Annotated in this window: 20 protein-coding genes; 13 read left to right on the top strand and 7 right to left on the bottom strand. The window is 56.5% G+C overall.

All coding sequences use genetic code 11. From position 1 onward, the window contains the following. Nucleotides 1–19 precede the first annotated feature (19 nt). From ACE38U_RS14915 to ACE38U_RS14900, 4 genes are all read right to left on the bottom strand, one after another. On the bottom strand, nt 20–835 hold the full coding sequence (locus ACE38U_RS14915; RefSeq protein ID WP_375530042.1) for a DUF2861 family protein: 816 nt from the start codon (nt 833–835) through the stop codon (nt 20–22). Further along, complete coding sequence (locus ACE38U_RS14910; RefSeq protein WP_375530041.1) at nt 832–1,494, bottom strand: response regulator transcription factor; 663 nt, start codon at nt 1,492–1,494, stop codon at nt 832–834. Before ACE38U_RS14910 ends, ACE38U_RS14915 begins: the two co-directional genes overlap by 4 nt. Beyond that, on the bottom strand, nt 1,481–2,899 hold the full coding sequence (locus tag ACE38U_RS14905) for an ATP-binding protein (RefSeq protein ID WP_375530040.1): 1,419 nt from the start codon (nt 2,897–2,899) through the stop codon (nt 1,481–1,483). The genes ACE38U_RS14910 and ACE38U_RS14905 overlap by 14 nt, the downstream gene beginning before the upstream one ends. Nucleotides 2,900–3,008: 109 nt before the next feature. Beyond that, a complete protein-coding gene (locus ACE38U_RS14900) occupies nt 3,009–3,719 on the bottom strand; it encodes a YnfC family lipoprotein (RefSeq protein ID WP_375530059.1) in 711 nt (236 codons plus the stop codon). Between the two features lie 239 nt (nt 3,720–3,958). On the opposite strand from ACE38U_RS14900, the gene ACE38U_RS14895 reads away from it, so the two are divergent. From ACE38U_RS14895 to clcB, 8 genes are all read left to right on the top strand, one after another. Further along, nucleotides 3,959–4,231, top strand: a complete 273-nt coding sequence (locus tag ACE38U_RS14895; protein ID WP_176982885.1) for a DUF1161 domain-containing protein — start codon at nt 3,959–3,961, stop codon at nt 4,229–4,231. Nucleotides 4,232–4,445: 214 nt separating this feature from the next. Continuing rightward, the gene (gene ynfE / locus ACE38U_RS14890) at nt 4,446–6,887 is read left to right on the top strand and encodes a selenate/tellurate reductase subunit YnfE (RefSeq protein WP_375530039.1); all 2,442 of its coding nucleotides are present in this window, start codon (nt 4,446–4,448) and stop codon (nt 6,885–6,887) included. A gap of 13 nt (nt 6,888–6,900) precedes the next feature. Further along, a complete protein-coding gene (dmsD, locus tag ACE38U_RS14885) occupies nt 6,901–7,527 on the top strand; it encodes a Tat proofreading chaperone DmsD (RefSeq protein ID WP_176982887.1) in 627 nt (208 codons plus the stop codon). 312 nt (nt 7,528–7,839) lie between these two features. After that, nucleotides 7,840–8,556, top strand: coding sequence for an osmoprotectant ABC transporter permease OsmY (gene osmY, locus ACE38U_RS14880; RefSeq protein WP_038472886.1), 717 nt, complete (start codon nt 7,840–7,842; stop codon nt 8,554–8,556). An 18-nt stretch (nt 8,557–8,574) separates the two neighbouring features. Then, a complete protein-coding gene (locus tag ACE38U_RS14875; protein ID WP_038472888.1) occupies nt 8,575–9,480 on the top strand; it encodes a glycine betaine ABC transporter substrate-binding protein in 906 nt (301 codons plus the stop codon). A 9-nt stretch (nt 9,481–9,489) separates the two neighbouring features. Beyond that, nucleotides 9,490–10,128 (top strand): osmoprotectant ABC transporter permease OsmW, encoded by a 639-nt coding sequence (gene osmW, locus ACE38U_RS14870; RefSeq protein WP_038472891.1) that lies wholly within the window; start codon nt 9,490–9,492, stop codon nt 10,126–10,128. Between the two features lie 36 nt (nt 10,129–10,164). Beyond that, on the top strand, nt 10,165–11,310 hold the full coding sequence (gene osmV, locus ACE38U_RS14865; RefSeq protein WP_038472895.1) for an osmoprotectant ABC transporter ATP-binding protein OsmV: 1,146 nt from the start codon (nt 10,165–10,167) through the stop codon (nt 11,308–11,310). 97 nt (nt 11,311–11,407) lie between these two features. After that, nucleotides 11,408–12,700 (top strand): voltage-gated ClC-type chloride channel ClcB, encoded by a 1,293-nt coding sequence (clcB, locus tag ACE38U_RS14860; protein WP_038472898.1) that lies wholly within the window; start codon nt 11,408–11,410, stop codon nt 12,698–12,700. Here clcB and bioD read toward each other — a convergent pair. The 3 genes from bioD to ynfL all read right to left on the bottom strand — a co-directional run bounded on the left by bioD (nt 12,653) and on the right by ynfL (nt 15,716). Beyond that, a complete protein-coding gene (gene bioD, locus ACE38U_RS14855) occupies nt 12,653–13,348 on the bottom strand; it encodes a dethiobiotin synthase (protein WP_038472900.1) in 696 nt (231 codons plus the stop codon). The two genes, clcB and bioD, sit on opposite strands and share 48 nt — an antisense overlap. A gap of 122 nt (nt 13,349–13,470) precedes the next feature. After that, nucleotides 13,471–14,688: a sugar metabolism global transcriptional regulator Mlc gene (gene mlc / locus ACE38U_RS14850; RefSeq protein WP_038472904.1), complete on the bottom strand. Its 1,218-nt coding sequence runs from the start codon at nt 14,686–14,688 to the stop codon at nt 13,471–13,473. Between the two features lie 125 nt (nt 14,689–14,813). Beyond that, nucleotides 14,814–15,716, bottom strand: coding sequence for a multidrug efflux transcriptional activator YnfL/SxtR(Kp) (gene ynfL / locus ACE38U_RS14845; RefSeq protein WP_375530038.1), 903 nt, complete (start codon nt 15,714–15,716; stop codon nt 14,814–14,816). A 99-nt stretch (nt 15,717–15,815) separates the two neighbouring features. On the opposite strand from ynfL, the gene ynfM reads away from it, so the two are divergent. The 5 genes from ynfM (at nt 15,816) to ACE38U_RS14825 (ending at nt 20,304) form a co-directional block, all read left to right on the top strand. After that, complete coding sequence (gene ynfM / locus ACE38U_RS14840; RefSeq protein ID WP_038472909.1) at nt 15,816–17,066, top strand: multidrug efflux MFS transporter YnfM/SxtP(Kp); 1,251 nt, start codon at nt 15,816–15,818, stop codon at nt 17,064–17,066. Nucleotides 17,067–17,140: 74 nt separating this feature from the next. Beyond that, nucleotides 17,141–18,625 carry a carboxypeptidase M32 gene (locus ACE38U_RS14835; protein WP_176982890.1) on the top strand — a complete coding sequence of 495 codons (1,485 nt, stop codon included), beginning with the start codon at nt 17,141–17,143 and terminating at the stop codon, nt 18,623–18,625. A 152-nt stretch (nt 18,626–18,777) separates the two neighbouring features. Further along, the gene (gene asr / locus ACE38U_RS14830; RefSeq protein ID WP_375530037.1) at nt 18,778–19,203 is read left to right on the top strand and encodes an acid resistance repetitive basic protein Asr; all 426 of its coding nucleotides are present in this window, start codon (nt 18,778–18,780) and stop codon (nt 19,201–19,203) included. Nucleotides 19,204–19,318: 115 nt separating this feature from the next. Further along, complete coding sequence (gene ydgU / locus ACE38U_RS22470; protein ID WP_483862443.1) at nt 19,319–19,399, top strand: small membrane protein YdgU; 81 nt, start codon at nt 19,319–19,321, stop codon at nt 19,397–19,399. A gap of 98 nt (nt 19,400–19,497) precedes the next feature. Beyond that, on the top strand, nt 19,498–20,304 hold the full coding sequence (locus ACE38U_RS14825) for a trypsin-like serine peptidase (protein ID WP_038472918.1): 807 nt from the start codon (nt 19,498–19,500) through the stop codon (nt 20,302–20,304). Nucleotides 20,305–20,307 lie beyond the last annotated feature (3 nt).

Raw genomic sequence — 20,307 nt, 5'->3', positions numbered from 1 at the left:
CAGAAAAGCGCTGCGAGCGTTAATTTTGTAGCATCACCAGCGGCCCGGCCAGGCGATGCTCGATTCTCACCGCCACGCTTCCCCTGTTTTCAGCGCTCACCACTGCAACGGTTGCCCATACGCTGTCAGGCAGCTTAGAAGGCCAGGGAACCAGCGACAATTTATCGCTCCTTGCCCACCAAATATGGCTGTAGTCTGTCCGGTTAAGCAGAGTCTGCTCAAGCCATGGCTCAGGACATGAGGAAGCTACCTGCGGTGCATTAAGCGTAATTTCACGATCGTGAAGTTGGATGCGGCTAAGTCCCGCAATACCCTGCAACGCCAGAGGCTGCTGCCATTGCTGCCCGCCGCTTGAGACGGTCAGCAAATAGACGCCCTCGCTCAGCGGCTGGTTAAACTCCTGACTCTCAACGCGATATTCATTTTCCGGTTCGTGCTGTATTGGCGCGGTGGAAAGTACCTCTTTACCGTCAGGCAGCACCAGGGAAACCTTCAGATCGTGGCGGAGGCTTTTGCCGCTCAGGGTAATGCGATAAATACGATTAAGCGGCATATCCCGCTGCATCAGCGTTAACGTTGTATCGTCCAGCCACTCAGGCGCTGCGGGAGGCAGATCTTTGCCACACTGCTTGCTGACCAGGGCGTAAAGCGCGTCTTTCCATGCCGTGCGCTGTGCATCGCTGTTCAACTGAGGCCAGACATGAATCAACTGGCTATTGGCAAGATCGCTACGCTCGTTAAACAGTTGATGATAAAACGGCTCCAGCGGCGTTTGCGGCAGCGTCGCGCCGGCGGTGACAGACGAGATCATGAGGGCAAAGAGACACCGTTTCATGACGATATCTCCAGCCGATAACCAACGCCACGCACGCTCGCAATAGGCAGGCCAGGAAGCTTTTGCCGTAATTGCAAAACATGAGTATCAACCGTTCGGGTAGACGGAAAATGTTGATAGCCCCAGACCTGATTAAGCAGTTCATCACGGGTAAATACGCGCCCTGCCATCTGCATTAGCATTGCCAGCAGCGCAAACTCTGTTGCCGTCAGTGCAACCTCTTTCTGCTGCCAGTTCGCCACCTGCCGCGCCGGAAGTAAGCTGAGCTCCCCGCAAATCAGCAGGCCATCCCCTAACGGGCGAAGCTGGGCCCGGATCCGCGCCAGCAGTTCGACATGGGCAAAAGGCTTGCTGAGGTAATCCCGCGCCCCTGCCTCAAGCCCTGCCACCCGTTCTGCAACGCTCACTTTTGCCGTCAAAACTATCACCGGCAGGGCTTTCTTAGCCAGCCACTGCGGCAGTAGCCGGAGGCTGTCACCCTCGGGAAGCTGGCGATCGAGAATCGCTAAATCGACCTGATACCAATATTCAAGAACATGCTCAGTACTACGCAACCAGCGGCAGATAAACCCTTCCTGTTCCAGAAATGCCGCCAGCCCCTCGCCCAGCGCAATATCATCTTCAATTAACAATAAAGAGTGCGCTTTATTCGTGGTCATAAGGCAACTCCAGGGTGAAAGTGGTTGGTCCGGGGCTGAACGTCAACCTGCCGTTGAGCCGATGAGAAACGCGCTGAACAATGGTTAACCCCAGGCCAAGACTGCTGTTTGACCAGCGCAAGCGGCGGGTCTTCAGCAGAGGATTGTGGCTTATGTTCCCGCGATCGCTCACCTGAAATATAAGGTGTGTTTTATTTTTGCAGACCGTCAAATGCACGGGAGCAGCACCGTGACGAAGAGCATTATCCAGTAAATTCGTCAGACAAAGGCTGCTCCAGTACAGCGAGACGCCAACGGTAGCGTCCTCTTCCAGGCAGTAATTCACTCCGTCCCTGCCTGCACAAAGATGATCAAGCCAGTCGCTAATCTGCACCTGGGTTAGTGTTTCCAGCGCTTCCTTCTGGTGCTCAGCAATAAGGTAATGTTTGCTGGTTTCAGCCATCTGACGCATGCGTTGCAGCGTGTCGGCAAGCGCCACAAAATTGAGCTGTGCACCTTCGGGGAGCAAGTCAAAGTCACGGCGAAAATGCTCGACAACATTGCTTAACTGGGCGATGGGCGTACGCAGCTCGTGCGTCAGCATCTGCGTGATAAATCTCTGCCGTTCACGTAGCTGGTGCCGTTGCCAGCCCATCCACATCAGGCCTGCAGTAGTCAATATCGCCAGCAGGCCAAAAAGCCAACGCCAGACATCGCGGTATCCTTCACGAGCATTGACGCACAGCGCCCCTGCGCGCAAATCGCAGCGCCCTCCTGCATTCACGAGTTCAAGGCCGGACTGCCGGGCCAACGGCTGCCAGACCCTGGGGGCATAGCGCCGCCACTGCTGGTGATTAAGCTGCCAGAGTTCACCGTTCTGCAACAGCCAACGTTGGCCACCCAGCAGCGCATTGAGATTGTCATCGGACAAAGTACCTATGCCCGCAAGGTCGTCGGGTCTTTCCCGCACATGCAGCGAGTTTCTTAGCGCAGCGGCTGCCTCCGGGTGACGCAAAATATACTGCCGGGCGCTGCTTCCGCCTAAAGGGTAGATGGGATTCGCGTTGAACCAGGACGCAGAAGGTATGTTCGGCTGGCATAACGCCGCAATGAATGATTTCACTGCGGCGGATAACCCGATCTCGCTGGCACAGCGCTTGTCCAGGTGATAAAACGCCGTGAGTTCCGGCAACGACCAGGCCTGAAACTGTGGATACATGGATTCGGGCTTGAGCAGCGTAGCATCTAGCTGTTGCAGGGTTTGCAGCGAGACCTGCGCCGAGGGCGTGGACTGGTTTAACGCCGCGCTAAACTGCTCCATCTGCTCATTGAGATCTGCGCCACGCGCTGCCTTTGCGGGCAGCCAGCAGCTGACGCACAGGCAAAACAGCGCTAAATATAAATCGAGCGAGAGACGCTGGGCCACGGGAGAAACCTTAGTCAAGAGCAAACGGCAAAGTTGTAGCTTTGCGCCAGGTGGTTGTCAAAAAATTACGAAGAAAGAAAACGGCTTCAATCTTCGTAATATGGCGCTATCAATAATACTCCACCGTATTTTTGATGGTGTAATGCGTGACGGTTGGCGGCGTGACGGAGTCATCCGTCATTTCCAGGTCGCAGGACAGCGAGTTGAAATGGCTGTCGTAATCACAGGTTTGCTTCGCTACGCCGATGATTTTGCCGTTCAGGCTGGTGGTTGCGCTGTAATCCAACTTTTTCTTTTTATCGTCCCCGGCTGTTGCCACGATGGCAAGCTCGCTGTCTTTTGATTTAGTCACCTTTCCCAGCGGATAGCCTTCGCTGTCGTATTTGTAGGTCACCAGCACGTCTTTGCCCTTCGCGGCTATCACAAAATCATTGTCGTCGGTGTCGTAGCTGATGCCTGCGGCGGGCAACTCTGCAAGCTGGCATTTGCCCTGCAGCCTCACCCGTTTTTCACGGCTGACTTGATCAACATAGTAGTTAGCGTCGAGCGCTAGCGAAGCGCCGCTGTTGTTTTCAAGATCGTGAAATTCCAGGCTGTCGAAGCACCCTTCCTCAGACAGCGAGCCGCTGACCCTTTTCAGCACCTGCCCCTGCTCATTCATCAAGGTCTGGCTAAAGTCTTTGACCGGGCCGCGCATAGGATCGAAATCGAACTCGTTAGAAAAACTGGCCATTTCCGGCGTGAACGCCTGCGGTGACGTCGAGTTGTCGCACCCGACAAGCCCTAAAGCCAGCGTACCGAGGATAATGATTTTCTTCACGTTTTGCCGCTCTCTTGTTTTCATGTCATAACATGATATAAGCAAATACAACACTTTACACTAGAAGCGCTATTCTTATAGAAAGGGTAACGGCAATGTTCATTGTTTCTTTAAGTCCGGCTTATGGTCTGATAAAAACAATGAATAATGTTTTCTGGTTTGCCCCAAACGGCCGAAAACCACGTTTTTCGGCCGTTTGACATCAAGCTTATAGTTCGCCTCAACATAAGGAAGAGATGATGAAACGTACCGTTTGGTTAAGCACGATACTGCTGATCGCTGCCACCCCGGCGTTGGCCGCACAGGGCAGTTGCGAAAAGGTAAAAGCTGACATTCAGCAGAAAATTATCAATAACGGCGTACCGGAGTCAGGCTTCTCGCTCACCATCGTCCCGAACGATCAGGCGGATAAAGCCGGCGGTCAGGTCGTTGGTCACTGCGCTAACGATACGCAAAAAATTGTCTATACCCGCATTGCCGGCGGCGCCGCGCCGGAAAATGAACCGCAATAAACGTTGGCAGGGTGCCTGGCGCCCTGCTTCCCCCTGTATACCTGCCTATTTGCCCTCAACAGCCGCAACTTTGATTGGCGTTAATAACCTCTACTCCTAAATAAGTAACACTCTTCCCCCGAAAGCGCCCGTTAGCGGGCAGCCTTAGCAATCACCAAAACTCAAAACACAAATAATAACGTCTTCCACACGACAAAAAGTCATGGAGAGAGCGATGTCGAACCTCAATAATCCAGGCGGGATCAGCCGCCGTAGCCTGGTAAAATCTTCTGCAATTGGCGGCCTGGCGCTCGCCGCTGGCGGCATTTCTCTGCCTTTTGGCATGCGTAGCGCGGCAGCCGCGGTCGCTGACGCCCTGTCGCCGGAGAGCAAAGACAAAGTTGTCTGGGGAGCCTGTTCGGTAAACTGCGGCAGCCGCTGCGCCCTGCGGTTGCACGTTCGTGACGAGGAAGTCTTCTGGGTTGAAACGGACAATACCGGGTTGGACACCTACGGCGACCACCAGGTCCGTGCCTGCCTGCGCGGGCGCTCTATTCGCCGCAGGATCAACCATCCGGAACGCCTGAATTACCCGATGAAGCGCGTAGGCGCCCGAGGCGAAGGCAAGTTTGAACGCATCAGTTGGGACGAAGCGCTGGACATCGTCAGCGCCAGCCTGAAACAAACCGTCGAAAAATACGGCAACGAAGCGGTTTACATTAACTACTCTTCCGGCGTAGTCGGCGGGAACATTACCCGCTCGTCCCCTTACGCCTCATTGGTGGCTCGCCTGATGAACTGCTACGGCGGTTTTCTGAGCCATTACGGCACCTACAGCACCGCTCAAATCGCCTGCGCGATGCCGTATACCTACGGCAGCAATGACGGCAACAGCACGTCGGATATCGAAAACAGCAAGCTGGTCGTTCTGTTCGGCAATAATCCGGCGGAAACACGCATGAGCGGCGGCGGCATCACCTATTACCTTGAACAAGCCCGCGAGCGTTCAAACGCCAGAATGATCGTTATCGACCCGCGCTACACCGACACGGCCGCTGGCCGCGAAGATGAATGGATCCCCATTCGTCCCGGCACCGACGCGGCGCTTGTGGCGGGTCTCGCCCACGTAATGATTAGCGAAAATCTGGTCGATCGGCCCTTCCTGGATAAATACTGCGTCGGCTACGACGAGAAAACCCTGCCGGCAAATGCCCCGCGTAACGGGCACTATAAGGCCTATATTCTGGGCGAAGGCGACGACGGCGTGGAGAAAACCCCGCGGTGGGCCTCCGCAATTACCGGCATTCCTGCTGACAGAATCATCAAGCTGGCGCGTGAAATTGCCGGTACAAAACCGGCCTACATTGCCCAGGGCTGGGGTCCGCAGCGCCAGGCTAACGGTGAGCTGACCTCACGCGCCATCGCTATGCTGCCGATTCTGACCGGCAACGTGGGCGTTAACGGCGGCAACAGCGGAGCTCGCGAATCCACCTACACCATTACCATCGAACGCATGCCGGTGCTGGAAAACCCGATCAAAACGCAAATCTCCTGCTTTAGCTGGACCGATGCCATCACCCGCGGCCCGGAAATGACCGCCAAACGCGACGGCGTGCGTGGCAAAGATAAGCTGGACGTGCCGATTAAGTTCATCTGGAACTACGCGGGCAATACCATCATCAACCAGCATTCCGACATTAATAAGACCCACGCCATTCTGCAGGACGACAAGCAGTGCGAGATGATTGTGGTGATCGAGAACTTTATGACCTCTTCGGCGAAATACGCTGACATTTTACTGCCGGACCTGATGACCGTTGAGCAGGAGGACATCATTCCTAACGATTACGCGGGCAATATGGGTTACCTGATTTTCATTCAGCCCGCCACCGCGCCTAAGTTCGAGCGCAAGCCTATTTACTGGATGATGAGCGAGGTTGCAAAACGGCTGGGCGACGATGTGCATCAGGCCTTTACGGAAGGCAGAACCCAGCGCGAGTGGCTGCAATATCTGTACGCGAAAATGCTGGCAAAAGACCCGGCACTGCCCGCCTATGAGGCCCTGCGTGAGATGGGCATTTACAAGCGTAAAGATCCGGCGGGTCATTTTGTGGCTTACAAAAAATTCCGTGAAGATCCGCAGGGCAACCCGCTCAAAACAGCGTCCGGCAAAATTGAAATTTACTCCAGCAAACTGGCCGATATTGCCGCCAGCTGGGAGCTGGAAAAAGACGAAACCATCAGCCCGCTGCCGGTATATGCCTCAACGTTTGAAGGCTGGGACTCTCCGCAGCGCAGCGAGTTTCCGCTCCAGCTGTTTGGCTTCCACTACAAATCCAGAACACACTCAACCTATGGCAATATTGACGTCCTGCAGGCCGCAGCGCGTCAGGAAGTCTGGATTAACCCGCTCGACGCCAAACGGCGCGGAATAACCAACGGCGACAAGGTCAGCGTGTTTAACGGGCGCGGTGAAGTGCGTATTGAGGCCAAAGTCACTCCACGCATCATGCCAGGGGTTGCGGCGATGGGCCAGGGTGCCTGGCATAATGCCGATATGGGGGGCGATCGAATCGACCACGGGGCCTGCATCAATACGCTGACAACGCATCGCCCATCGCCGCTGGCAAAGGGCAACCCGCAGCACACCAATCTCGTTGAGATTAAAAAGATCTAAGAAGGAATCAATCATGACCTCTGAACAACAACGCCTGTCGGCGGTAGCCCTTAGCGGCCGGGTGCTCGGAGCCCTGTTTTACCATGCGCCGAACCACCCGGACTGCGCCTCGCTTCTCGGGATGCTCTCAGCCCCTGAGTGGGTAAAAGAATGGCCGGTACAGGCTCCCGAACTTGCGGAAATAGCCTCGATGATGGCCACAGGCCTGGCGGACAGCGACACGCCGGTAGGCGAAGAATATCAGCGCCTGTTTATTGGCCCGTACGCGCTGCCCGCGCCGCCCTGGGGTTCCGTCTATCTGGATAAAGAAAACGTGCTGTTTGGCGACTCGATGCTTGAGCTTCGCCAGTGGATGCGCGCGCAGGGCTTTGCCCCGCAAACGGAGCAAAACGAGCCAGAAGATCATTTTGGCTTAATGCTGATGCTGGCGGCCTGGCTTGCCGACCAGGGGCAACAGCCGCAGCTTGACGAGCTGCTTGCCTGGCACCTGCTGCCCTGGGCCGATCGTTATCTGAACCTGTTTACCGAAAACGCGGCGAATGATTTCTATCGTGGGCTAGGTTTACTGACCAGAATGACGCTTTCAGGCTGGCAGCAAGGCATGCTGATGCCCGTTGCCCGCAAAGAACTGCACTTCTAAGAATCCTGGACTTTCAGGAGGCCGGGCGCGACCGGTTTCCTGAAAAATCGCTGATTTCCCCACACCACAAATGTGACAACGTCACTTCACGTTAACATTTTTAAGACAAATCTTTACTTTTCTCCCTCAGACCAGAAGCCATAAGGCCTGGGCATTACTTTATCCGCTAAACCATTAGCCACTTAATTGTCCCCAAAGCTGGAATCCTTCCCGCTGCGTTGCTATAGCTCCAGACACCCTGCCGACACATGGCATAACAACAGGCCGCCCCTCCGGCGGCGATAACGCGTGCACCCAGGGAGACACACTGCAATGCAAAACGCATCCTTCGCAACACGGTTCCTGCTCGGACTGCTTGCGCTTTTTTTAGTGCTCGGTCTACTGGTTTGGGGCATCGGCCTCGACACCCTTAAAGCCCGCCAGGTCGATTTACTCTACCTCGGGCAGCAACACCTGATTCTGGTCTTCAGCTCTATGGCTCTCGCCCTGCTGGTCGGTATTCCCAGCGGGATTTTGCTCAGCCGACCTGCGGCTCGCCGCTGGGCAGAGTACGTCATGCAAATTTTCAACATTGGCAACACGCTGCCGCCGCTAGCGGTGCTGGCGCTGGCGATGGTTATCATTGGCATCGGCGACAAGCCGGCCATTATCGCCCTGTTCCTCGCCTCGCTGCTTCCCATCGTACGCAATACCTATGCCGGACTTTGCAGCGTTCCCCCCTCGCTAATAGAGGCCGCCAACGGGATTGGCATGACCAAAATGCAGCGACTGCGTCAGGTAGAAATCCCCAACGCCTGGCCGGTAATTCTTTCCGGCGTGCGTATTGCCACCGCCATTAACGTCGGTACGGCGCCGCTGGCCTTTCTTATCGGCGCGAGCAGCTACGGCGAGCTTATCTTCCCGGGGATTTACCTGAACGACTTCCCGACGCTGATACTCGGCGCCGTGGCAACGGCTCTGTTTGCCTTGATTCTTGACCTGGCGCTGGCCAGCCTGGGCCGGGTGCTCAGCCCCCACACAGCTCAATAACAACAATAAGGAGCGTTTATGAGACTGCTTTCACGCGTGCTGACGGCGGCGTTTGCCGCGGCATCACTTATCGCCTCACAGGCCCAGGCCGCGCCGCTGATTCTGGCGACCAAGAGCTTTACCGAGCAGCATATTTTGTCGGCCATGACCACCCAGTATCTGGCTAAAAAAGGGTTTCAGGTTACGCCCCAGACCAACATCGCGACGGTGATTTCTCGTAATGCGATGATCAATAAACAGATTGATATGACCTGGGAGTACACCGGTACTTCGCTGATTATCTTCAACCATATTAATAAGCGCATGACGCCCGAAGAGTCGTACAACACGGTCAAAAAGCTGGATGCAAAACTTGGCCTCGTCTGGCTTAAACCGGCCGAAATGAACAACACCTACGCCTTCGCCATGAAGCGCGAGCGGGCAGAAAAAGAAGGCATCACCACGATGTCGCAGCTGGTAGAACGCATCGAGCATATTCGCCAGACCGACCCGAAACATAACTGGATGCTCGGCCTTGATCTCGAATTCGCCGGACGCAGCGACGGCCTGAAGCCTCTGCAACAGGTTTACAACATGCCGCTGGACCGCCCGCAGATCCGCCAGATGGACCCTGGCCTGGTCTATAACGCCATCCGCGACGGTTTTGTCGATGCCGGGCTGATCTACACCACCGACGGACGGATGAAGGGCTTTGACCTGAAAGCGCTGGTGGACGATAAGGGCTTCTTCCCAAGTTACGCTGTCACGCCCGTCGTGCGTAAAGACGTGCTGGACTCGCATCCCGGGCTTGAAGAGGCGCTGAACACCCTTTCGTCCGAGCTGAACAATGAGGTGATAACAACCCTGAACGCCAAAGTTGATATCGACCATGAAACCCCGCAGCAGGTCGCTCGAGAATTCCTGCAGCAGAAAGGCTTGCTCTAAGGAGGTATCGTGGAAACGTTACACTATATGATTGATAACGCGGGGTATATTGGTTCCCTTACCCTGCACCACCTTTGGTTAGTCCTGATTGCCGTCGGCCTGGCCATCATCATTGGCGTGCCGCTGGGTATTCTTATCGTGCGTCACAAATGGCTTGCTACGCCGGTTCTGGGCTTTGCCACGATTTTGCTCACCATTCCGTCCGTGGCGCTGTTTGGCCTGATGATCCCCCTGTTTTCGCTGATCGGTCAGGGTATTGGCGTGGTGCCTGCCGTTACGGCGGTATTCCTCTATTCCCTGCTGCCGATTGTGCGCAACACTCACACCGCGCTGGACAGCCTGCCGCCGGGGCTGCGTGAAGCCGGACGCGGCATCGGCATGACGTTCTGGCAGCGCTTGCGCTGGGTGGAAATTCCCATGGCGCTGCCGGTGATTTTTGGCGGCATCCGCACCGCCGTAGTCATGAACATTGGCGTCATGGCGATTGCCGCCGTCATCGGCGCGGGCGGCCTGGGCCTGCTGTTGCTCAACGGCATCGGCGGGAGTGACATCCGCATGCTGATTGCCGGCGCGGTGATGATCTGCCTGTTAGCCATAGTACTTGACTGGCTGCTGCATCGCCTGCAGCTGCATTTCACTAAGTGGTAGCCCCACCGTGAAGCCGTATTCAAAGGAGAGTTAATAATGATAAAACTTGAAAATCTCACGCGACAATTTGTGCAGAAAAACGGCCAGACCTTTAACGCCGTCGACAACATCAGCCTGAACGTGCCCGAAGGAGAAATGTGCGTCCTGCTCGGCCCTTCCGGCTGTGGCAAGACCACCACGCTGAAAATGATCAATCGCCTGATAAAACCGACCGGCGGCAAAATCTTAATCAACGGCCAGGACACCAACGATCTGGATACCGTCACCCTGCGGCGTAATATCGGCTACGTTATCCAGCAAATCGGCCTGTTCCCCAACATGACGATCGAAGAAAACATTACCGTCGTGCCGCGTATGCTGGGCTGGGACAAAGCCCGCTGTAAAGAGCGCGCCAGCGAGCTAATGAGCATGGTGGCGCTCGACCCCAACCGCTTCCTTAACCGCTACCCGCGTGAAATGTCGGGCGGCCAGCAGCAGAGAATTGGCGTGATCCGCGCCCTCGCGGCGGATCCTCCGGTGCTGCTGATGGATGAGCCGTTTGGCGCGGTCGACCCGATTAACCGCGAAACCATCCAGAACGAGTTTCTGGATATGCAGCGCCAGCTCAAAAAGACGGTGATGCTGGTCAGCCACGATATTGATGAAGCGCTGAAGCTGGGCGACCGGATTGCGGTCTTCCGCCAGGGCAAAATCGTCCAGTGTGCCAGCCCGGATGAGCTGCTGGCGAAACCGGCCAATGACTTCGTCGGCTCGTTTGTCGGCCAGGACCGCACGCTGAAGCGCCTGCTGCTGGTGCAGGCCGGGGACGTCACCGACCAGCAGCCTACCATTACGGCGCGAGAATCCACGCCTCTGGCGGAAGCATTCGCCACCATGGACGATAACGACATGCGTTCGATAACCGTGGTTGACGCCGACGGCAAACCCCTGGGCTTCGTTAAGCGTCGCGAAGCTCGAGGCACAACCGGCAGCTGTATCGACCTGCTTCATCCGTTCCGTGTAACAGGCCGCGCGGAGGAAAACCTGCGCATCGTGCTTTCTAAGCTGTATGAGCACAACATGGTCTGGATGCCGATCACCGATGAAGATGGCCGCTACAGTGGGGAAATTTCGCAGGATTATATTGCCGATTATCTCAGCTCGGGCCGAACGCGCCGGGCGCTGAATATTCAGCAGAGCTAAGCAACTTCATGCGCTGCCTCCCGGTGGCGCATTTTCCTTTTGAGCTTATCGGCTTTCTCCCCCACAATAGCGCCATTCCCCCGCCACCTTTTGCGCTATGCACCGTTTACACGCCTTTCCTGACATCAGAGAAATGCTTCGCCGCCTGGTGATTGCGATCTTTATTGGCCTGGCCTCCGCGCTGGTTGTGTGGCTATTTCGTCAGGCTATGTATCTGCTGGAAAACGTCTTCCTGGGCGACCACGGCGGCAGCCTTGTTGCGGCGGCGTCCGCGCTCGCGCCATGGCGACGCGTATTAACACCTGCGGCAGGCGGCCTGCTGGCCGGGCTTCTGCTATGGGGCTGGCAGAGAGCTACCCGCCAGCGCCCTTCTGCGCCAACCGACTATATGGAAGCCATTGAAACAGGCGACGGCAGGCTGGACGTTCCTTCCAGCCTGGTCAAATCCGCCGCATCGCTGATCGTCGTGTCAAGCGGCAGCGCCATCGGCCGTGAAGGGGCGATGATCCTGCTGGCAACGGTTTTTGCCTCCGTATTTGCGCAGCGCTTTACCCCAGACAAAGAATGGAAGCTATGGGTGGCCTGCGGAGCCGCCGCCGGGATGGCAAGCGCCTACCATGCGCCGCTGGCGGGCAGCCTGTTTATCGCGGAGATTTTATTTGGCTCGCTGATGCTTGCCTCGCTGGGGCCGGTGGTGATTGCCGCCGTCAGCGCCCTGCTGATGACCCACCTGCTGAACGGCGGCCAGGCCCCGCTGTACATCGTCACCCTGCTCGATCCGCCTTTGCCTGCCCATTACGGGCTGATGGCGCTGCTCGGGTTAACGGCGGGTGTCGCCGGGCCGCTCATGCTGTGGCTGCTGGCCAAAAGCAGCGCGCTATTTCGCGGTCTTCGGCTGTCGCCGCCGCTGCAGCTGGCGCTCGGCGGGCTGATTGTCGGCCTGCTCTCGCTGGTGACGCCAACCGCCTGGGGCAACGGGTACAGCGTGGTGCAGTCGTTTCTTTCCAGCCCGCCCGCGCTGCTGTTTGTGGCGGGCGTATTGCTGTGCAAGCTGCTGGCGGTGATGGCAAGCAGCGGCTCCGGGGCACCGGGCGGCGTCTTTACGCCAACGTTGTTTATGGGCGCGGCGCTGGGCATGCTGTTTGGGCAGATTTGCGGGCTTTGGGGTGGCGGCGAACCGCTGATTATCCTGCTGGGGCTAACGGGAATGGCGTCTTTGCTGGCGGCGACCACGCATGCGCCGATTATGGCGACGCTGATGATTTGCGAAATGACCGGGGAGTTTACGCTGCTCCCCGGTTTACTGCTGACCTGCGTTATCGCCTCAACGCTGTCGCGCTGGCTACGCCCGCAGTCGGTCTACCGTCAGAGCGTTGCGCAACCGGGATAAATCGATATATGCGCCCAGCTCGCGCTGTTCTGCTCGGGGCAGATACGGCAGCTCACCGACCAGCGGCCCGGGCAGTTTCTTACTCAGCACCTCGATGATTTCCGCGTAGTGCGCCAGGCCTGGGTTAATGCGGTTAGCCACCCAGCCAATGAACGGCAGCCCGTCATTAGCAATCGCCTGCGCGGTCAGTAAAGCGTGATTGATGCAGCCTTCCTGAATGCCCACCACCAGCAGCACCGGCAGTTGCTCCTGAACAACCCAGTCAGACAGCGGGCGCAGATCGTTCATCAGGCTACGCCAGCCGCCCGTGCCTTCCACCACGACGTGGTCCATTTGGTCGGAAAGCCTTTGCAGCCCGCTCGACAGCAGCGAATAGTTAATCGGCCCGTGATGGCTGATGCTGCTCTCTTCTTCGCTCAGCGCAATGGGGTTAATGGCTTCGTAAGGCAGTTTGATCGTCGAGACGCTTTGCAGTACCAACGCATCCCTGTTGCGCAGCCCCTCTGGCGTCTCTTTACTGCCCTTCGCGACCGGTTTGTAACCGACGACGCTTTTCCCGCTGGCCGACAACGCCTGCAGCAAGGCTCGTGAAACCACCGTCTTCCCCACGGCGGTATCGGTACCTGTTATAAAGAAACGCTTAAGCATGACTGTCTCCCGAGGTAATGCTAGCCATATAAGTAAAGAGAAAAATTAACTCGGGAAGTCTAAAAGAATGGCGCTTTAGCCAGATTGAGATAGCGCAATTTTTGGTGAATCAGGGCCTAAGATTAGCCCTGCAGCAGGCGAATTAGTAAAGAGCCGTTATACATTGCGTCTTTTACCAGCGCCGCCCCGGCCATGGTGCCGCGGTTATTAAACTGTGTGCCTTCCACCACGGTGTGGCTGCTGTAGGCGGGTAAGGCCTGCTGGCGGATACAGTCGGTGATGGCCGGATGAAGGATCGCCGCGGCGCGATTAAGTGGCGAACCGATAAGGATCTTTTGCGGGTTAAACAGGTTAACCATGATGGCCAGAATGCGCCCAACGTTTTGCCCGACGCCGGTGATAATGTCTTTGGCCAGCAGATCACCGTTCAGCGCGGCGTCGCACAGCGATTCCACGCTCAGCGGCTGGCCGTGCAGCATCGAGCCCATAGACTGGCTCATACGCTGCTGCGCCAGTTCCAGCACGCTTTCCACGCTGGCGATAGTTTCCAGGCAGCCGTGGTTGCCGCAGTAGCAGCGTTTGCCATACGGGTCGACCTGCGTATGACCAATTTCCACCAGGCTGCTGCTGCCGGCGTGAAGCAGGCGGCCATCGGTGATCACCCCGGCCCCCACGTTATGATCAATCACTACCTGAATAACATCCCTGGCTCCCTGAGAGGCACCAAACAGCCCTTCTGCCATGGTCCACGCGCTGATGTCGTGCTGGATGAATACCGGCACGCCGGTGTGCTTTTCCAGCGCCTCGCCCAGCGGCATATCGCAGATATCGTAGAACGGCATGCGATGAATAATGCCGTGCACGGTATCAATAATGCCAGGGAGCGTGATAGCGATGGCGGTGAGACGTTCAAGCTTATGCTGATGGCGAATAAAGAACTGGTCAACCTGGTAAACGATGCGTTCCAGCAGAGGCTGCTGGTCATCCGTCGGGAGGTCCACCGAGTCTTCTACCACCAGCTTGCTGCTGAGGTCGCGCAGGCCAAGGGAGATTTCGCCCCGGCTCAGGCGTATGGAGAGGTAATGCCACGCTTCGGTTTCCAGCATCAGGCCCACCGCAGGGCGGCCCCGGCTGCCGGGATCCTGGATTTCCGTTTCCTGTACCAGATGCGCCTCAATCATTTCTCGCACAATCTTGGTGATACTGGCCGGGGCCAGCTGCGCCAGGCGGGAAAGATCGATCCGCGACACCGGGCCGTGGGTATCAATCAAGCGATAAACAACGCCGGCATTGGTTTGTTTAATCTGATCGATATGGCCCGGTTGACTATCAGCAACCACGTGGTACTCCCTTTATTTTCGCGCTTCGAAATAAACTTTCAGGCTATGGTGAAACACTTCCCGCAGGGTCGTCAAATATTTAGGTAGGGATGTGATTTACCGCACATAATCCCGCCACATTAGGCCTATTTTAACGCCCATGAGGCTTCAGTTAACAGCGCCGAGATACGCTTTGCCGCCTCCGACAGCTCCCGGTGCTTCGGCCAGACCAGCCAAAGTTCCGACTGCGCTTCCTGTTCGTCAATGGGCAGCCACACCACATCGCTCAGGCGAATGCGTTGAAACGAAGCAGGAAGAATCGATACCCCCAGCCCGGCAGAAACCAGACCAATGATGGTCATCGCCTCACCGACCTCCTGAGTGATGTACGGCACGATATGATGACGTCGGAGTAAGCCGATAATGTCGTCGTACAGCCCGGTACCAACGTGCGGGTCAAAGAAAACAAACGGCTCTTGCGCAAGCTGCTTAAGCGATACCGAGCGGCTGCTGGCCAGCGGATGGTCGCGATGAACCATCGCCAGCAGCGGTTCACGCAAAATCAGCGTCCAGTTCAGGGTATCCGGCAGGCGCGTATTACGCATTAGCCCCAGCTCAAGCTCGCCCTCATTCAAAGGGGAAATTTGCTCGCGGGTATTCACCTCACGCATCTGGAGATGCACGTCAGGGTAACGCTTGCGAAAGCGGGACAGGCTGTCTGAAACTGCTTTAATAAACGGCGCGGAGGACGTAAAACCGATACGCAGCTCGCCGGTTTCCCCCTGATGCAGGCGTGCGGCACGTGCGGCAGAGGCATCAACCTGACTGAGAATTTGCCGGGCATCGCTGAGAAACTGCTGCCCCGCCGCGGTGAGGTTAACGCTACGATTAGTGCGCGCCAGCAGTCGGGCACCGATTTGCTCTTCGAGGATTTGAATTTGCTGGCTAAGCGGCGGCTGGGAGATCCGCAGCCGGGCAGCCGCCCGGCCAAAATGCAGCTCTTCGGCGACGGCGACAAAATAGCGAAGATGGCGCAGCTCAATATTCATATGTTTAAAGTATCATTTGAGATTATTAATATATTAGACAGAACATTTACACTTTTCTACTCTGTAAAGAATAAGTTAACGCCCGCGTAAGGATTTATCTTGAGTCGTACAACTACCGTCAGCACCGCCCCGACAGAGGATGCCGACGAAAGCCCTGCTTCCCACTCTGTCAGCTATATCAAACGAGGTACTCCCCAGTTTATGCGCGTCACGCTGGCGCTGTTTTCCGCCGGCCTTGCTACCTTCGCCCTGCTTTATTGCGTGCAGCCTATTTTGCCGGTGCTATCCCATGAGTTTGGCGTCAGCCCGGCGAGCAGCAGTATCTCGCTCTCGGTCTCTACCGCCATGCTGGCCATTGGCCTGCTGTTTACCGGCCCACTTTCGGACGCCATCGGCCGTAAACAGGTGATGGTGACCGCGCTGCTGCTGGCCTCCTGCTGTACCCTGCTGTCGACGCTGATGACCAGCTGGCACGGCATTCTTATTATGCGCGCCCTTATCGGCCTCTCTTTAAGCGGCGTTGCGGCAGTCGGCATGACCTACCTTAGCGAGGAGATGCACCCCAGCGTGGTGGCCTTCTCGATGGGCTTATACATTAGCGGGAACTCCATCGGCGGTATGAGCGGCCGCCTTATCACCGGCGTCCTGACCGACTTCTTTACCTGGCGCGTGGCGGTGGCGGCTATCGGCTGTTTTGCCCTCGCCTCGGCGCTGATGTTCTGGAAAATATTGCCCCAGTCCCGGCATTTCCGCGCATCCAGCCTGCGGCCAAAAACGCTGTTTATTAACTTCCGCCTGCACTGGCGTGATGAAGGGCTGCCGCTGCTGTTTGCCGAGGGCTTCCTGCTGATGGGGGCGTTTGTCACGCTGTTTAACTACATTGGCTACCGGATGATGGAAGCGCCGTGGTTCCTCAGCCAGGCCATTGTGGGCCTGCTCTCCGTGGCCTACCTCACCGGCACCTGGAGCTCGCCAAAAGCGGGCGCCATGACCGCGAAATATGGCCGTGGCCCGGTGCTGATTGGCTTCACCGCCATTATGTTTCTTGGCCTGACGCTGACCGTCTTCTCCTCGCTGATCGTCATTTTTGCCGGGATGCTGCTGTTCTCTGCGGGATTTTTTGCTGCCCACTCGGTTGCCAGCAGCTGGATTGGCCCACGCGCCCGGCGGGCAAAAGGCCAGGCCTCCTCGCTTTATCTGTTTAGCTATTATCTTGGCTCCAGCCTCGCGGGCACCCTCGGCGGCGTGTTCTGGCACCAGTTTGGCTGGAACGGCGTAGCGGCATTTATCGGCTCGCTGCTGCTGGTGGCTTTGCTGGTCGCCACGCGTTTGCACCACAAGGCACACTAACCTGCTGCCGCTCTCGTGTTCAGGTAAGCTTAATGCTATTTTCTTTGGCGTTAACAACCTGTTCACGAGGCCATATGGAAAAGCAAAACTATAATCACCTGACCCGAACCTTCCAGCGTCTGTCCCGTTTTGATCACCTGTCTGCCATTGCAGGCTGGGATATGTCCACCATGATGCCGGCCAACGGCAGTCAGGCTCGCGGCGAGGCCCTCGCTGAACTTAGCGTGCTTAAGCACCAGATCCTGACCGACAAGAAAATTGCCACCTTGCTACAGGCCGCCGCTCAGGAAGATCTTAATGACGTTGAGCGCGCCAACCTGCGCGAAATGACCCGCCATTATCAGGAAGCCGTGCTGCTGCCTGACGCGCTGGTGGAAGAAAAGTCGCTGGTCGGCACCCGCTGTGAACACGGCTGGCGCACCCAGCGCCCGGCCAACGACTGGCAGAGTTTCTCCACGAACCTGAAAGAAGTGGTTCGCGTTAGTCGCGAAGAAGCTCGCCTGCGTGCGGAGGCCAAAGGCATTTCCCGCTACGATGCGCTGCTGGATATCTACGAGCCGGGCATGACCAGCGCCAAGCTCGACGTATTGTTTGGCGATCTGCGTGACTGGCTGCCGGACCTGCTACAGAAGGTCGTCGACAAGCAGTCCAAAGAAAAAACGCTGACCCCGCAGGGGCCTTTTGCCACCGAAACTCAACGTCAGCTGGGCCTTGATACCATGGCGCTGCTGGGCTTTGACTTCAACGGCGGGCGTCTGGACGTTAGCGCGCACCCGTTCTGCGGCGGCGTGCCTGAAGACGTGCGCATCACCACGCGCTATAACGAAGAAGAGTTGTTCAGCTCGCTGTTTGGCGTGATTCACGAAACCGGCCACGCGCGCTACGAGCAAAACCTGCCGCGTGAATGGCTGGGCCAGCCGGTTTCCCTTGCCCGTTCTACCGCCATCCATGAATCGCAGAGCCTATTCTTTGAAATGCAGCTTGGCCGCAGCGCGCCTTTCCTGAAGCTGCTTCTGCCGAAGGTTATTGAGCGTTTTGGTCCGCAGCCGGCGTTTGAACTAAACAACTTTATCAACGTTAACCAGCAGGTTGAGCGAGGCTATATTCGCGTTGATGCTGATGAGGTGAGCTACCCGGCGCACGTTGTTCTGCGCTATGAGATTGAACGGGCGCTTATCGACGGCGATATCGAAGTCGACGACATCCCTGCGCTGTGGAATGAGAAAATGCAGTCCTGGCTCGGCCTCTCCACCGAAGGCAACTACCGCAACGGCTGCATGCAGGATATTCACTGGACCGACGGCGCTTTCGGCTACTTCCCGTCTTATACGCTCGGCGCGATGTACGCGGCCCAGCTGTTCAGCGCGGCTTCACGGGCGCTGCCAAACCTGGAGCAGGAGATAGCCGGGGGGAATTTCGGCGCATTATTTGACTGGTTAAAACAAAATATCTGGCAGCACGGCAGCCGTTTCACCACCTCACAGCTGATAACCAATGCTACCGGAGAAGACCTTAACCCATTGTATTTCCGCAAACATTTAGAGTCTCGCTACCTGTAAACCCCTCACGCCGGGTCGTCCGTACCCGGCGTTGTACATTACGTTACACGCCGATACCAATCACTCACTGAAGACTTTGATCCACAAGCCTATAGTTCATTTCAACGGCCCCGCAGTGGGGTTGACACACAAACAAATTCGAGGATGTCGAAATGAAAAAAGTATTAGCTCTGGTTGTTGCCGCTGCTATGGGTCTGTCTTCTGCTGCTTTCGCTGCTGACACTACCGCTACCGCGCCAGCTGCTGCTCCAGCAACCACCGCTGCTGCACCTGCTGCTAAAGCTCCAGCTGCAAAAGTAACTCATCATAAAAAACACAAAAAAGCTGCCGCTCAGAAAGCTCAGGCTGCTAAAAAGCACCACAAAAAAGCCGCTAAGCCAGCGACCGAGCAGAAAGCTCAGGCTGCCAAAAAGCACCACAAAAAAGCAACCAAACCAGCTGCTCAGAAAGCCCAGGCTGCTAAAAAACACCACAAAAAAGCAGTAAAACCAGCTGCTCAGAAAGCTCAGGCTGCTAAAAAACACGTGAAAAAACATTACAAAGCCGCTGCTAAACCAGCTGCACAGCCAGCAGCATAAGCCAGACGGGGTAACCCGTTAGCTTAAAGCGTTTACAAAGACACCCGGCTTGCCGGGTGTTTTCTTAGGAATAAGGCACAGCCTTTAGTACGTACTTATTTCTGGAGTGCGGATAATGTTGCGACGCTACAGTTTCGAGTTAATCCTCGCCCTGCTGATCATCTGCGGTATTATTACGCTGAGCTTTTGGCTCTGAAAGCGTAGTCTGCTGTTTTCACTCCCACTTTCGGCCCGTTCCGACTATAGTTACTGCATCTATAAAAACCATAATTATTAGCCCCTTCAGAGAAAGCTATGCGCAAAAGTGTTGTGTTGTTTTTAGGAGCTTTGATCCTTTTACCTCAACTCGGTCATGCGGATGATGACGATAGCCCGGCTAACGTTAAAACGCTATTCTTCGGTAAAGATGACCGTGTTCGCGTCACCAATCCTCAGGATGCCCCCTGGGATGCCATCGGCCAGTTGGAAACAGCCAGCGGCAATTTATGCACTGCCACCCTTATTTCGCCGCACCTGGCCTTGACCGCCGGGCACTGCCTGTTACAGCCGCCGCGTGGCAAAGCCGACAAGGCTATCGCGCTGCGCTTTATTTCCCATAAAGGGCAATGGCGCTATGAGATCCATGACATTGAAGGCCGGGTGGATAAATCACTGGGTCACCGTCTTAAGCCGGACGGCGACGGCTGGCTTGTGCCGTCTAACGCGGCGCCTTATGACTTTGGCCTGATTATTATTCGTAATCCGCCGTCAGGCATCACGCCGTTGCCGCTTTTTAACGGCGACAAAGACGCGCTGACCGAAGCGTTAAAGGCACAGGATCGCAAAGTCACGCAATCCGGCTACCCGCTGGATCACCTGGACGACCTGTATACCCATAACAACTGCCTGGTCACGGGCTGGGCACAGGCTTCCGTGCTGTCGCACCAGTGCGATACCCTGCCCGGCGACAGCGGCTCCCCGCTGCTGTTGAAAACGGACCAGGGCTGGCAGCTAATTGCGGTGCAAAGTTCAGCCCCGGCGGCAAAAGACCGTTACCGGGCAGATAACCGTGCGATTTCTGTCACCGGCTTTCGCGACAGGCTGGAAGCGCTGGCCCAGTAAGCG

The sequence above is a fragment of the Cedecea selenatireducens genome, assembly GCF_042138895.1.
Taxonomy (GTDB): Bacteria; Pseudomonadota; Gammaproteobacteria; order Enterobacterales; family Enterobacteriaceae; genus Cedecea; species Cedecea selenatireducens.
Note: the sequence above shows the minus strand (reverse complement) of the source record. Positions and strands in the feature narration are given on the sequence as shown.

Coding starts and splice junctions, on each gene's coding strand:
- ACE38U_RS14915 (WP_375530042.1), bottom strand. CDS start 835: ATGAAACGGTGTCTCTTTGCCCTCATGATCTCGTCTGTCACCGCCGGC.
- ACE38U_RS14910 (WP_375530041.1), bottom strand. CDS start 1,494: ATGACCACGAATAAAGCGCACTCTTTATTGTTAATTGAAGATGATATT.
- ACE38U_RS14895 (WP_176982885.1), top strand. CDS start 3,959: ATGAAACGTACCGTTTGGTTAAGCACGATACTGCTGATCGCTGCCACC.
- ynfE (WP_375530039.1), top strand. CDS start 4,446: ATGTCGAACCTCAATAATCCAGGCGGGATCAGCCGCCGTAGCCTGGTA.
- dmsD (WP_176982887.1), top strand. CDS start 6,901: ATGACCTCTGAACAACAACGCCTGTCGGCGGTAGCCCTTAGCGGCCGG.
- osmY (WP_038472886.1), top strand. CDS start 7,840: ATGCAAAACGCATCCTTCGCAACACGGTTCCTGCTCGGACTGCTTGCG.
- ACE38U_RS14875 (WP_038472888.1), top strand. CDS start 8,575: ATGAGACTGCTTTCACGCGTGCTGACGGCGGCGTTTGCCGCGGCATCA.
- osmV (WP_038472895.1), top strand. CDS start 10,165: ATGATAAAACTTGAAAATCTCACGCGACAATTTGTGCAGAAAAACGGC.
- clcB (WP_038472898.1), top strand. CDS start 11,408: ATGCACCGTTTACACGCCTTTCCTGACATCAGAGAAATGCTTCGCCGC.
- bioD (WP_038472900.1), bottom strand. CDS start 13,348: ATGCTTAAGCGTTTCTTTATAACAGGTACCGATACCGCCGTGGGGAAG.
- ynfL (WP_375530038.1), bottom strand. CDS start 15,716: ATGAATATTGAGCTGCGCCATCTTCGCTATTTTGTCGCCGTCGCCGAA.
- ACE38U_RS14835 (WP_176982890.1), top strand. CDS start 17,141: ATGGAAAAGCAAAACTATAATCACCTGACCCGAACCTTCCAGCGTCTG.
- asr (WP_375530037.1), top strand. CDS start 18,778: ATGAAAAAAGTATTAGCTCTGGTTGTTGCCGCTGCTATGGGTCTGTCT.
- ydgU (WP_483862443.1), top strand. CDS start 19,319: ATGTTGCGACGCTACAGTTTCGAGTTAATCCTCGCCCTGCTGATCATC.
- ACE38U_RS14825 (WP_038472918.1), top strand. CDS start 19,498: ATGCGCAAAAGTGTTGTGTTGTTTTTAGGAGCTTTGATCCTTTTACCT.